Source organism: Pseudomonas extremorientalis (assembly GCF_001870465.1).
Lineage (GTDB): Bacteria > Pseudomonadota > Gammaproteobacteria > Pseudomonadales > Pseudomonadaceae > Aquipseudomonas > Aquipseudomonas extremorientalis.
This window is the reverse complement of the sequence record NZ_MDGK01000015.1, coordinates 573,793-586,741: the sequence shown is the minus strand read 5'-3', so window position 1 is coordinate 586,741 and position 12,949 is coordinate 573,793. Positions and strand designations below refer to the sequence as shown.

13 protein-coding genes are annotated in these 12,949 nt (G+C 63.0%); 7 read left to right on the top strand and 6 right to left on the bottom strand.

The window, feature by feature from the left end:
- Window positions 1-53: 53 nt before the first annotated feature.
- Entirely contained in the window at window positions 54-932 is an 879-nt protein-coding gene (locus tag BFN10_RS06475) for a helix-turn-helix domain-containing protein (protein WP_071488966.1), read from the top strand.
- Here the strand turns inward: BFN10_RS06475 and BFN10_RS29415 are convergent.
- Entirely contained in the window at window positions 925-1,101 is a 177-nt protein-coding gene (locus BFN10_RS29415; RefSeq protein ID WP_165447907.1) for a hypothetical protein, read from the bottom strand. The two genes, BFN10_RS06475 and BFN10_RS29415, sit on opposite strands and share 8 nt — an antisense overlap.
- A 98-nt stretch (window positions 1,102-1,199) precedes the next feature.
- A complete protein-coding gene (locus tag BFN10_RS06470) occupies window positions 1,200-2,105 on the bottom strand; it encodes a LysR family transcriptional regulator (RefSeq protein ID WP_071488965.1) in 906 nt (301 codons plus the stop codon).
- A 104-nt stretch (window positions 2,106-2,209) separates the two neighbouring features.
- Here BFN10_RS06470 and BFN10_RS06465 point away from each other — a divergent pair, with 104 nt between their 5' ends.
- On the top strand, window positions 2,210-3,076 hold the full coding sequence (locus tag BFN10_RS06465) for an MBL fold metallo-hydrolase (protein WP_071488964.1): 867 nt from the start codon (window positions 2,210-2,212) through the stop codon (window positions 3,074-3,076).
- Between the two features lie 34 nt (window positions 3,077-3,110).
- Entirely contained in the window at window positions 3,111-3,725 is a 615-nt protein-coding gene (locus BFN10_RS06460) for an NAD(P)-dependent oxidoreductase (protein WP_071488963.1), read from the top strand.
- A 44-nt stretch (window positions 3,726-3,769) separates the two neighbouring features.
- On the opposite strand, the gene BFN10_RS06455 is transcribed toward BFN10_RS06460, so the two are convergent.
- Window positions 3,770-4,642 carry a LysR substrate-binding domain-containing protein gene (locus BFN10_RS06455; RefSeq protein ID WP_071488962.1) on the bottom strand — a complete coding sequence of 291 codons (873 nt, stop codon included), beginning with the start codon at window positions 4,640-4,642 and terminating at the stop codon, window positions 3,770-3,772.
- A 111-nt stretch (window positions 4,643-4,753) separates the two neighbouring features.
- Between BFN10_RS06455 and BFN10_RS06450 the strand changes: the two genes are divergently transcribed.
- From BFN10_RS06450 to BFN10_RS06435, 4 genes are all read left to right on the top strand, one after another.
- Complete coding sequence (locus BFN10_RS06450) at window positions 4,754-6,379, top strand: 5-guanidino-2-oxopentanoate decarboxylase (RefSeq protein WP_071488961.1); 1,626 nt, start codon at window positions 4,754-4,756, stop codon at window positions 6,377-6,379.
- Window positions 6,376-7,818, top strand: a complete 1,443-nt coding sequence (locus BFN10_RS06445; protein WP_071488960.1) for an aldehyde dehydrogenase family protein — start codon at window positions 6,376-6,378, stop codon at window positions 7,816-7,818. Before BFN10_RS06450 ends, BFN10_RS06445 begins: the two co-directional genes overlap by 4 nt.
- Window positions 7,819-7,946: 128 nt before the next feature.
- The gene (locus BFN10_RS06440; protein WP_071488959.1) at window positions 7,947-9,134 is read left to right on the top strand and encodes a cyanate transporter; all 1,188 of its coding nucleotides are present in this window, start codon (window positions 7,947-7,949) and stop codon (window positions 9,132-9,134) included.
- Window positions 9,135-9,271: 137 nt separating this feature from the next.
- Window positions 9,272-10,207 (top strand): LysR family transcriptional regulator, encoded by a 936-nt coding sequence (locus BFN10_RS06435; protein WP_071488958.1) that lies wholly within the window; start codon window positions 9,272-9,274, stop codon window positions 10,205-10,207.
- Between the two features lie 3 nt (window positions 10,208-10,210).
- Here the strand turns inward: BFN10_RS06435 and BFN10_RS06430 are convergent, their stop codons facing one another.
- Genes BFN10_RS06430 through BFN10_RS06420 form a run of 3 tightly spaced genes read right to left on the bottom strand, consistent with a single transcriptional unit; the run spans window position 10,211 to window position 12,926 of the window.
- Window positions 10,211-10,573 (bottom strand): 5-carboxymethyl-2-hydroxymuconate Delta-isomerase, encoded by a 363-nt coding sequence (locus BFN10_RS06430; RefSeq protein WP_071488957.1) that lies wholly within the window; start codon window positions 10,571-10,573, stop codon window positions 10,211-10,213.
- A 55-nt stretch (window positions 10,574-10,628) separates the two neighbouring features.
- Window positions 10,629-11,552: a LysR substrate-binding domain-containing protein gene (locus BFN10_RS06425; protein WP_071488956.1), complete on the bottom strand. Its 924-nt coding sequence runs from the start codon at window positions 11,550-11,552 to the stop codon at window positions 10,629-10,631.
- Between the two features lie 57 nt (window positions 11,553-11,609).
- A complete protein-coding gene (locus BFN10_RS06420) occupies window positions 11,610-12,926 on the bottom strand; it encodes an MFS transporter (protein WP_071489106.1) in 1,317 nt (438 codons plus the stop codon).
- Window positions 12,927-12,949 lie beyond the last annotated feature (23 nt).

The following is a 12,949-nucleotide window of genomic DNA, read 5'->3' as shown; positions in this document are numbered from 1 at the left end:
TTTGCCAATCGGGGCGATTACCGCACCACTCTCCTGAGTATCGGATTGAAACCATGACCAAAACCGCGATTCCGGTCTTCAAGCTTTACGGGGAACACCAGCAATGGCCGACGCCCGATTTGTTGCACTGCGAAACCATTTCCCGGCGCAGTCGGGAATACCAGTGGGAAATCCAGCCCCACCGGCACGCGGATCTGTGCCAGTTGCTGTATGTGCACAAAGGTCAGGCACAATTGGAAATCGAAGGGCAGCGCACCACGCTGAACGAAGCGACGCTGCAAGTCCTGCCGCCGCTGTGCGTGCACGGTTTTCGGTTTCCCGAGGATGTCGAAGGCTACGTGGTAACCCTCGCGGCGCCGCTGGTCAGCCACCTGCAGACACAACTGGGGGCGACGGTGGACGGTCTGCAGTCCCTGGGCAGTTACCCGGCGGGCAAGGACAGTGATTACCTGAACAGCCAGTTCGCCCGCTTGCAGGATGAATACGCCGACGCACAACCGGCCAGGGACATGATGATGCACGCGCTGGTCAGCGTGCTGCTGGTGTGGATCAGCCGCCAGGCCATCCAGAAGCGCCACCCACGGGCGCCGAGGGGGCGTGAATACTTCCGCCGCTTCACCCAACTGGTCGAGCAGCATTACCGCGAACACCCGAAGATCGAGGATCTGGCCCACAAGCTGGGCATCTCGGTGTCACACCTCAACGGCACATGCCGGGAACTGGGGGGTCAGCCTGCGCTGCAGATCATGCACGACCGCCAATTGCTGGAGGCCAAGCGCCTGCTGACCTACACCAGCATGACCATCAATGAAATGTCGGAAGTGCTGGGTTTTTCCGACCCGACCAACTTCTCGCGGCTGTTCCGCCGACGGGTCGGGTTCTCACCCAAGGCGTTTCGCGAGCAACTCAAGGCTCAACAGCCGATTACCTGAGCGCACTGAAACTGCCGGTATGCGGCACGCATTGGTCCTGATGGCAGCTGATCGCAAAAGTCGGCTGCATGCGGGTCAGTTCAACACGGTAGGCAGCGGTCCCGTAAAGCGCGCTGGCGATGGCGCACAGGGTGACAATCATCAGGTATTTTCTGGTTTTAATGCTCATGGCACAGACCTCTGCGGATCTAAACGGTGCTGTTTAAAGCATAGGTCAACCAGGGCGAGTTGCCATTATCGGGCGACATTCAACAGGTTTATGTCGCCCTACAGACCGACGTCCCACGCAGGCTCCTCCGGAAACCTCAGCACCAGAAAATCCAACAGGCTGCGCAGTGCCGACGGCATGTGCTTGCGCGACGCATACACCGCGTAGATGTTCATCTGCCGGGGCTCGGCGTCGGGCAGCAGGCGCACCAGTTCGCCACGGCGGAGGTAATCGCCGGCCTGGTAAGTAGGCAGCATCGACACGCCGGCCCCGGCCAGCGTCACGCGCAACAAGGTGCTGGCCTCGTTGGACGTGATGTTGCCGGTGATGGGCACCGAGACCTGCTCGCCCCGCTCTTCGAAATGCCACAGGCTCTTGCCGAAATAGGAATGGGTGAGGCAGTTGTGCCCGGCCAGGTCTTCGACTTTCTGCGGGGCTGGATGCTCCAGCAGGTACGCCGGCGAGGCGCACACCACCGAGCGACACAGGGTCAGGCGGCGCGCAATGAGATTGGGGTCCAGGTCGTTACTGGTGCGGATGGCCAGGTCGATGCGCTCATCCACCAGGTTCACCGTGCGGTCGAGCATTTGCAGATCGACGGTTACCAACGGGTAACGCTTGACGTACTCGGCGATGGCTGCGGCCAATTGCGCCTGGCCGAACGAGGTGCTGACGCTCAGGCGCAGCAGGCCACGGGGCGCGTCATCCGGCTCGCTGACGGCGGCTTGCATATCGCAGCACAGGTCCAGCAATTGTCGGCAGCGCGGCAAGGTTTCGCCGCCGGCCGCCGTAAGGCTGAGCTTGCGCGTGGTGCGGTGCAGCAGGCGTGCGCCGACCCAGTCTTCCAGCTCGGCCAGGTAGCGCGACACCACCGGGCGCGACAGGTCCAGATGATCGGCGGCGGCGGACTGACTGCCCAGGTCCACCACGGTGACAAACACGCGCATTGCTTGGAGACGGTCCATGATTTGCCCGATTTCAGAAACAAACTATGTCCCAGCATCGCATTTTTAGTCTAGTTTTGTGCAACTAAGCTCTGTGCATCCTTTACCGATGCTGGAGCTGCCCGATGTTCCCAACCCTCAAGCGCCTGACCCTGGCCACCGCCGCCCTGGCCTTCGCCGCCCACGCGGCCGCCGCCGAGCTGAAGCTGGACGTGTACAACCCTGGCGACGCCGCGATCTTCCCGGTCACCTCGGTGCTGGTCAGCGGCGCAAGGGATGCGATCCTGGTCGACGCCCAGTTCGGCAAAGGCCAGGCCGAACAACTGGTGCAGAAGATCCGCGCCAGCGGCAAACACCTGACCACCATCTACATCAGCCACGGCGACCCGGACTACTACTTCGGCCTCGACACCCTCACCACCGCCTTCCCCGACGCCAAGGTGCTGGCGCCGCAACCGGTGGTCGATCACATCAAGGCCACCGTCGCCGGCAAGCTTGAGTTCTGGGGCCCGAAAATGGCTGCGGACAAGCCAGCCAAAACTATCGTGCCGCAGGTCCTCGAAGGCCACAGCTTGAGCCTGGAAGGCCAGCAACTGGAGGTAATCGGCCTGGACGGCCCACAGCCGGATCGCAGTTTTGTGTGGATCCCTTCGATCAAGGCCGTGGTCGGTGGCGTGGTCGTCGCCGAAAACATTCATGTGTGGATGGCCGACACCCAGAGCGCGCAGTCCCACAAAGACTGGCTGGCCACCCTGCAACGCATTGAAGACCTGCAACCGCGCACCGTGATCCCGGGCCATTACCTGGGTACGCCGTCTGTTCAATCCGTGAAATTTACCGCCGACTACATCAAGGCCTTCGACGCCGAAACCGCCAAGGCCAAGGATTCCGCGGCCCTGATCGCGGCCATGAAACAGCGTTACCCGACCCTCGCCGACGAAAGCTCGCTGGAACTCAGCGCCAAAGTCGCCAAGGGCGAAATGAAGTGGTGAACCGTTTCAAACCTTAACCGTACTGGAGAACGTCATGAGCAAGATCGCAATCATTGGGGCCACCGGCCGTGCCGGTAGCCAACTGCTGGAAGAAGCCCTGCGTCGCGGGCATAGCGTTGTGGCCATTGCACGTAACACCGACACACTGGCGGCGCGCCCTGGCGTCACCGTCAAGCAGGTTGATGCCCTGGACGCAGAGGCCCTGCAACAGGCCATCAGCGGCAGTGACGTGGTGATCAGCGCCGCGCACTTCGCCACCCTACCGGCCAGCGCCGTGATCGGGCCGGTAAAGAAAGCCGGGGTGAAACGCCTGCTGGTGGTGGGCGGTGCCGGTTCGCTGTTGTTGCCGGGTGGCGGTCGGGTGATCGACAGCGCAGGTTTCCCGGCTGAGTACAAAGCCGAAGCCAGTGCAGGTGCCGCGTTTCTCGACACGCTGCGTCAGGAAAAGGAACTGGACTGGACGTTCCTGTCGCCTTCGGCGGAGTTCGTCGAGACCGAGCGCACCGGTCAATTCCGCGTGGGCCAGGACGATCTGCTGGTGAGCAGTGAAGGTCGCAGCTGGATCAGCTTTGCCGACTACGCCATCGCCTTGATCGACGAAGTCGAATCGCCGAAGCACTCGCGTCAGCGTTTCACCGTCGGCTACTGACATGTGGGAGGGGCTTGCCCCCTCCCACATTTGAAATGTGAGCGTCAGGAGATTCTGGCGTTGATGACCAGCCAGTTCATCAACGCCTCAAGCCCCGCCGAAGGCTCGGTGCCCGGTGGATACACCAGGTAATAGCCCATCCCCGTCGGCACCCGCAGCTCAAACGGCGTCGCCAACCGCCCGGCCTTCAAATCGTCGCCAATCAACGCGCGGTCGCCTATCGCCACACCGGAGCCTTGCGACGCCACCGTCATCGCCAAATCCAGCGTCTCAAAATGATGCCCCTGGCTCAGGTTACTCAGTCGCGTCTTCGCCGCTTTCAGCCACAACGCCCAGTCCCGTTCATCCCGCGTGGGGTGCAGCAGCACCTGTTGCTGCAAGTCTGCCGGGCTGTGCAGCACACCGAGCAGCGCGGGCGTGCAGACCGGGGTGAGTTGTTCATCGAACAGATGCCGCGCCTCGGCCGACTGCTCGGCGATGGGCGCATAGATCACCGCCGCATCGAATTGCTCGCGGCGAAAGTCCACGGTGTAGGCCACGGTGGTAGTGAGCGCTACCGGCACATCCGGACGCTCCTTCTGCCACTGCATCAAGCGCGGCAACAGCCAGCGCATCACACAGGTGGAGGCCTTGAGCTGCAGGACCTGGCGGCGACTGCCGATCTGCTCCACCGCCTCGCCGATCAGACCAAACACCTGCTGCGCGCGCAACGACCATTCGCGGCCCTCCTCGGTCAGGCTCAAGCCCCGCGCCTGGCGTTGGAACAGCGCGTAGCCCAGGTGGCTTTCCAGCCCGGCAACCTGCCGACTCACGGCACCCTGGGTGATGTGCAGTTGCTCGGCGGCGCGGGTGAAGTTGCAGCATTGGGCCGTGACCCAGAAGGTGTGCAACGCGGGCAGCGGCGGGAGGCGTTTCATCGGGGCGCAGCCATGACGTGAGGACATGGCTAGTATGACTTTTTATCGATTGTTGCCGCTACCGGCCAGCCGGTCCAATAACGCCTTATCTCAACAACAAGAGCGACGTTTATGGCGACCTGCGGCGAAGTATTGGTCAACCTCCTGGAAGGCTATGGCGTGGACCAGGTGTTTGGCATCCCCGGCGTGCATACCGTGGAGTTGTATCGCGGCCTGGCCCGTTCCAGCATCCGTCACGTCACCCCGCGCCACGAACAGGGCGCCGGCTTCATGGCCGACGGTTATGCGCGCACCAGCGGCAAGCCCGGCGTGTGCTTCATCATCACCGGCCCCGGCATGACCAATATCACCACCGCCATGGGCCAGGCCTACGCTGACTCGATCCCGATGCTGGTGATCTCCAGCGTACAGTCGCGCAGCCAATTGGGCGGCGGGCGCGGCAAGCTGCATGAGCTGCCGAACCAGGGCGCGATGATCGCCGGCGTGGCGGCATTCTCCCATACGCTGATGTCGGCGGCCGAGTTGCCCGGCGTGTTGGCGCGTGCCTTTGCGTTGTTCCAGGCCGGACGACCACGCCCGGTGCATATCGAAATCCCGTTGGATGTACTGGTAGAAAAGGCCGACGCACTGCTGGGCAGTCAACCGGTCAGCGTGGCGCGCGCCGGTGCCGCGCCATCGGCGATCAAGCAGATGAGCCAGTTGCTCGCAGCCGCCAGGCAGCCTTTGATCCTGGCCGGTGGCGGCGCCATCGATGCAGCCGCAGAACTCACGCAACTGGCCGAGGCCCTCGGCGCGCCGGTGGCCCTGACGATCAATGCCAAGGGCATGCTGCCTGCCAACCATCCGCTGTTGATCGGCTCGACCCAGACCCTGGTCGCCACCCGCGCCTTGGTCGCAGAAGCGGACGTGGTGTTGGCCATCGGCACCGAGCTGGCGGAAACCGACTACGACGTCACCTTCGCCGGCGGCTTCGGGATTCCCGGTGCGTTGCTGCGAATCGACATCGACCCGGACCAGACCGTGCGCAACTATCCGCCGCAGGTTGCCTTGGTGGCCGATGCACAAATCGCCGCCGAAGCGCTGCTGCTCGAGTTGAACAGCAAACCCTTGCCGCCCCGCAATTGCGCGTGGGGCGCGGCGCGTGTTGCACGCTTGTGGGCCGAACTGAACCCCGGCTGGGACGCCGCCACCCGCGCACAAACCCGGTTCCTCGACACCGTCCTGGAGGAGTTGCCCAACGCCGTGCTGGTCGGCGACTCGACCCAACCGGTGTACAGCGGCAACCTGACCCTGAACCTCGACCACCCGCGCCGCTGGTTCAACTCGTCCACCGGCTACGGCACCCTGGGCTACGCCCTGCCCGCCGCTATCGGGGCGTGGCTGGGGCGTGGCGACGGGCAACCGGTGGTGTGCCTGATCGGTGACGGCGGCCTGCAATTCAGCCTGCCGGAACTGGCCAGCGCCGTGGAGGCGCGCACGCCGATCATCGTGCTGCTGTGGAATAACCAGGGCTATGAAGAGATCAAGAAATACATGGTCAACCGCGCCATCGAGCCGGTGGGTGTGGACATCTATACGCCGGACTTTATCGGCGTAGCCAAGGCGTTGGGCTGTGCCGCTGAAAGCATCCAGGGCATCGCGCATCTGCGGACGGCACTGCGCAGCGCCGCTGATCGCCAAGGGCCGACGCTGATCGAAATCCACCAGGGCCTGTGGATGAAAGAGGTGGCGGTATGAGCGCGGTGTCGAACGGGATCTACATCGGCGGCGCGTGGCGAGCCGGCCGAGCCGTACTCGAGGTGATCAACCCGGCCACCGAGGCGGTATTGGCCCGGGTCAGCGTCGGCGATGCGACGGCGGTGACCCGGGCGGTCGACGCCGCCAGCGCGGCCTTCAGCGAGTGGTCGAACAGCACCGGCCGTGATCGCGCCGCCCTGCTGCGCAAGATCGCCCAGGGCGTGAGCGAGCAGCGCGAACAGCTGATGCACCTGCAATCGAGCAACAACGGCAAGCCACTGTTTGAAGCCGCAATTGATGTGGACGATGTGATCGCCACGTTCGAGTACTACGCCAGCGTGGCCGAAGAAATGGACGCCGCTCAGAACCAGCCGGTGGCGTTGCCCGGCGATGACTTCAGCGCACGCCTGCGTCGTGAGCCCTGCGGCGTGGTGGGGCTGATCGTGCCGTGGAATTTCCCGATGGTGACCACCGCCTGGAAACTCGCCCCGGCCCTGGCGGCCGGTTGCTGCGTGGTGCTCAAGCCCTCGGAAGTCACGCCGTTGGCCGAGTTGCAGTTGGCGCGGATTATCGCCGAGGCAGGCTTGCCCGCTGGCGTGTTCAACCTGGTGTGCGGCACAGGCCTGGATGTCGGCGCGCCGTTGGCGGCGGACCGTCGAGTAGCGAAGATTTCCTTTACCGGCAGCAACGCCGTTGGCGTGCAGGTGATGCAGCGCGCGGCCGAAACCATCAAGGGCGTGAGCCTGGAACTGGGCGGCAAGTCTTCGCTGCTGGTAATGGCGGATGCCGACCTGGACCTGGCGGTGGAACTGGCCTGTGGTGGCGGTTTTTTCAACGCCGGGCAGATGTGTTCAGCCACCAGTCGCGTGTTGGTGGCTGACACGCTCGCCGATGAATTCCTGGTGCGTGTGCAGGCGCGGGCCGAAGCGATTCGCGTGGCGGACCCGTTTGCCGATGACGTGGAAATGGGTGCGCTGATCAACCGTACCCAGTATCAGCGAGTGCTGGGGCATATCCAGCGCGCAATCGCGGACGGCGCCCGTTTGCTGTGCGGCGGTGAACGCCCGGCGGACTTGCCCAAGGGCTTTTTCATTCGCCCCACGGTGTTCACCGACGTGCCGCTGGACAGTGCGTTGTGGAACGCAGAGATCTTCGGCCCGGTGCTCTGTGTCCGGCGTTTTACCTCTGAGGCAGAAGCCATCGCCCTGGCCAACGACAGCGACTTCGGCCTGGTGGCGAGTGTGGTCAGCGGCCATGCCGAAACCGCCGAGCGTGTGGCGAATGCCTTGCAGGCCGGGCTGGTGTGGATCAACGCGCCGCAAGTGATCTTCCCGCAGACCGCGTGGGGCGGTTACAAGCAGAGCAGCATCGGCCGCGAGCTGGGACCGTGGGGGTTGGCGGCTTTCCAGGAGATCAAGCATGTGATCCGGTCTATCTAATGTGGGAGGGGGCTTGCCACCTCTCACATTTTGACCAGCGCAATTTTTAGATAGACCTAGCGACTTTCTCATTTGCCCCCTGCTCCCACCCATGGCCTGATTCGCCCTTGATCACTCAAGGGCCTCCCATGGAAACCGTTCACGCAAAACCCACCACCGCCCTCTGGTTGATGACCAGCGTCGTGCTGGTCGCCCTTAACCTGCGTCCGTCGATGGCGGCGGTCGGCCCGTTGTTGTCATCGATTCGCGGCGATGTGTCGCTGAGTTTCAGCAGCGCCGCGTTGCTGACCATGTTGCCGGTGATGGCCATGGGCTTGGCGATGTTCTTCGGCATGGGCCTGGCCAAACGCTTTGGCGAGCACCGCAGCATCGTGGTGTCCCTGCTGGTGATCGGCGTGGCCACGCTGTCGCGGTTGTTCCTCGATTCGGCGCTGGAGTTGATCGTCAGCGCCATCGCGGCCGGCGTGGGGATCGCGATGATCCAGGCGTTGATGCCGGCGCTGATCAAGTCGCGGTTCAGTGACAATGTTGCGCTGTTCATGGGTGTGTACGTCACCGCGATCATGGGCGGCGCAGCACTGGCGGCGTCGTTCTCGCCGTTCGTGCAAGTGCAGACCGGCAGTTGGCGCATCGGCCTGTCAATCTGGGCGGTGTTGGCAGTGCTGGCGTTGGTGTTCTGGTACGCGCAACGCTCGGTACTGCCACCGTTGCCGCAAGCCGGCACAGCTCAACAGGCGTCGTTTTTCGGCAATGGCCGGGCCTGGTTGCTGGCGGTGTTTTTCGGCCTGGGTACCGCGTCCTACACCTGCGTACTGGCGTGGCTCGCGCCGTACTACGTGGAGCAAGGCTGGAGCGAGCAGAATGCCGGCCTGCTGCTGGGCTTCTTGACGGCCATGGAAGTGGTGTCCGGCCTGGTCACTCCCGCCATCGCTAACCGCCGCCAGGATAAACGCGGTGTGGTGGCGGTGCTGCTGGTGCTGATCATCCTCGGTTTCTGCGGCCTGATTCTCAGCCCGCACCACCTGAGCCTGTTGTGGCCGTGCCTGCTGGGCCTGGGCATTGGCGGCCTGTTCCCGATGAGCCTGATCCTGTCCCTCGACCATTTGGACAACCCGCGCCGCGCCGGTGGTCTCACCGCCTTTGTGCAGGGTATCGGCTACCTGATCGCCGGGCTGTCGCCGCTGATCGCCGGGATGATCCGCGATCAACTGGGCAGCTTCGAATGGGCCTGGTGGTCGCTGACAGCGGTGATCGGGGTGATGCTGCTGATCGTCACGCGCTTCAACCCCAGGCATTACGCACGACATATCCGCTGACGTCGTATTGCAAACAGTATTTGTCTCACGCCAAACATAGAAACGCCCTACAGAGCTTTCTAATGGCACGTTCGTTCCGTTAAGCTTTTGTGCTGTCTTGTACTGAGTTCGGTACAAAGGGTTTACGGACGAAACCGATGCTAAACAGTAACTTGCTCAGAAAGCTCGATATGCAGGACTTGATGGTGTTTATCGCCGTCTACGACCAGAGCAGTGTTACCGAGGTGTCCGAAACGCTGTTTGTCAGCCAGTCCACCGTGAGCTACAGCCTGAAGAAGCTGCGCACCAGCTTTGAAGACGAGTTGTTCATCAACACCCGGGCGGGCATGCGCCCAACGTACAAGGCCACCACCATGTACGGGCATGTGCAGAAGATCCTCGAAAGCATCAACCTGTGCCACGCCGGTGGCCAGGCCTTCGACCCGACCCAGAAGGCCGTGACCTTCAACGTGTGCGCGCCGGAATACTTCGAACAGTTGATCCTGCCACGCCTGTTGAAGCACTTCGACCGTGCCGACCTGCCGGTGATCGTCAACGTGCAAAAGCTGGAAACCGACATCCCCGCCGACGACCTGCGCGAAGGTCGCCTCGACCTGGTGATCTGTTTCGGCCCCAACTTCCACCGCGCCCACAAGGACTTGCGTACCCAGATGCTGCTCGAAGACGACCTGGTGTGCGTGTTCGATAAGCGCTCGGCGCCACGGGAACCGGCGTTCAGCCTGCAGTCCTTCGTCGAACGGCGCCACGTGTTCCCCACGCCGTGGACCTCCGACACCAACATGATCGACGGCTGGCTGGCGCGCCAGGCCCACAAGCGCCAGGTGATCGCCCGCGCCAACAGCTACAGCGCAGCGTTGAAGATGATCACCGGCACCGACTTCATCGTCACCCTGCCGCGTCGCGTACAAAAGTTGCTGGCCCCCGCCACGACGTTCGGCCACTGCGAAGTGCCCAATGGGTTGCCGGGATTCACCCTGGAGATGCAGTGGAACGAAACCAGCGAACAGGACAGCGCCAATACCTGGTTTCGTGAGCAGGTGGTGAAGGTGTGCGCGGATCAGGGTTTGTTGTAAACCTCAGCCGATGGCGACTTTGCTGTAACAGTCGCGATCCATGTCGACCAGTTGGACGCTGAGTTGAACCTGGATACCCTCCGGCCAATCACCCATGTCCTGCAGGGCTGCCAGCAGGCTGTCCGACAGCTGCTTCTTGACCTGGGGTGGGCGCCCGCTGAGCAGCGACAGCTTCACCGCGATAAACCCGCGTGCGTCGAGGGAGGTGCCCACCTGGAACGTCTCGACCTTGACCGCACGACTTTTGATGTCGAACTCGGAACCGAACTGCCCGGACGCCATCAGCACGTTGTTGAGCCGCAACAGGGTCTTCTCGACAGCAAGGCCCGTCAGGTTGGCGGTGTATTCCAGGTGCAGGTGTGGCATGGATGGCTCCGAGTCTTTGGTAGGAAGATTCCTAGATATACCACGGATAAAAGCATCAGGCTTTGCTGGCCAGCCCTCTGTCGCTCATAAACGCTTCGAGCCGCGAACGTACCCAGCGTTCAGCCGGGTCGGTGTCCACGTGGCTGAGCCAGACCATCGACAAATCCAGGGTTGGCGTTTCGAACGGGAACGGCTCACAGAACAGGTGGCCCGACACTGCCATGGCCTCGGCGGTGTAGTCCGGCAGGCTGGCGATCAGGTCAGTGCCGGCGAGCAAGGCCGGCAGCGCGCTGTATTGCGGCACCGACAGCACCACATGGCGTTTGCGTCCGATCTCCGCCAGCCACTCATCGGCAAACCCCGACACGTTGGCGGTGTGGGACACCAGCACGTGGGGCCGTGAGCAATATTCATCGAGGGTCAGCGGCGTTTCAGACGCATCGGCGCGCAGGATACGCGGACGGATATGGCGCAGCAGCTTGCGCTTGGCATTCGCCGGCAGGCCACGGGTCTGGGTGATGCCGACGGTGATATCGCCGGAGGCCAGCAGGTCGGGAATGCGCCAGTAGTCCACATGCTGTACCACGAATACCACTTGCGGCGCTTCCTGGCGCAAGGCGCGCAGCAAGGGCGGCAACAGGCCGAACTCCACGTCATCGGAGAGGCCGATGCGAAAGGTCATGGTGCTGATCGACGGGTCGAAATCGTGGGTCAGGCTCAAGGCCGATGACAACGAATCCAGGGCCGGCGACAGGTGCTGGATGATCTCCTCGGCCCGCGCGGTGGGCTCCATGCGGTGGCCGACGCGGATGAACAGCGGGTCGTTGAACAAGGTACGCAAGCGGTTGAGGGCCGAGCTGATGGTCGGCTGGCCGAGAAACAGCTTCTCCGCCACCCGCGTCACGTTGCGCTCCAGCATCAACGCTTCGAACACCACCATCAGGTTGATGTCGGCTTTGCGTAGTTCATTGCGATTCATCGGCGCCTGCCCTTTTCCCAAGACAAGCCGCAGTTTAGAAAGCCCCGTAGCCGGCGTCTACGTGTAGGACGCTTCGCTGGCCTGCGCACCACGCTCAGGTTCGTGCCCCATGCGCAAGCGCAGGGCCGCCACGGCCGCCACCACCAGCACCAGCGCAATGACTTTCAAGCCGTTCATTGCATTGCCGGTGCTCATCTCGATCGCACCCATCGCCGACGGCCCGACAAAACCGCCCAACAGCCCGCAGGCGTTGACAAATCCCAGCCCGCCGGCCAGCGCAACGCCCTTGAGACGGGAAGCCGGGTACAGAAAAATGATCGACTGCACCACGAAGAACATCACCGCCGACAGGCAAAAACCGAGCAGGCTGAACACCGGCCCCGATATCGACGCGATGCCCAGGCCCAGCGCCATGGTCAGCAGCCCTGTGACCAGCAACCGCCGGCAGCGTCCGGGCGTCGTGGCGAAACGCGGAATCAGCAAGGCACCGAGTGCCGCCGCGATCCACGGTAATGAAGTCAGCAGGCCGACGTTCATGGTGCTCAGTTCGCCATACTTGCTGATGATGCTCGGCAGGAAAAAGATCACGGTGTAGAGGGTGATCTGGTGACAGAAGTACACGAAAATCGCCAGCAGGATTTGCGGGGTCAGCCAGTTTTTCAACGAGTGACCGCCCTCGCCCGCGCCCTCTTCGGTTTCCCGGGCAATGCGCTGTTCGATACCGCGCGCCTCCTCGGCCGACAACCACGACGCCTTGCTCGGGCGATCCGGCAGTTTGCGCCATACCACCCAGGCAAACGCCACGGCTGGCAAGCCTTCGAGCAGGAACATCCACTGCCAGCCGTGCCAGCCGAGCAGGCCGTCCATGCGCATCAGGGCCGCCCCCACCGGGCCACCGATGATGTTGGCAAAGCACACGCCGAGCAGGAAATACCCGGTGGCCCGCGCCCGTTGCTCACGGTTGAACCAGTAGGTCAGGTACAGCATGACCCCAGGAAACAGCCCCGCTTCGGCGATGCCCAGCAACAGGCGCAACACGTAGAACGAGGTTTCGCCCTGCACAAAGGCCATGGCCGCCGAGATCAGGCCCCAGGTCACCATGATCCGCGCGATCCAGAACCGCGCGCCGACCTTGTGCATGATCAGGTTGCTGGGGATTTCCGACAGCGCATACGTCAGGAAAAACAGCCCCGCGCCCAAGCCATAGGCGGCGGCGGAAATGCCCAGGTCGACGTCCAGGTGATGCTTGGCCAGGGCGATGTTGGTGCGGTCCAGGAAGCTCAGGATGTAGGCGATGATCAGCAAGGGCATCAGTTTGACGAACATCAGTTTGTTCAACGCCTGCGGGGTGCGGGCGGCGGTGGCGGTAGTCATCGGCAGTTCCTCTTGGCGCCCCG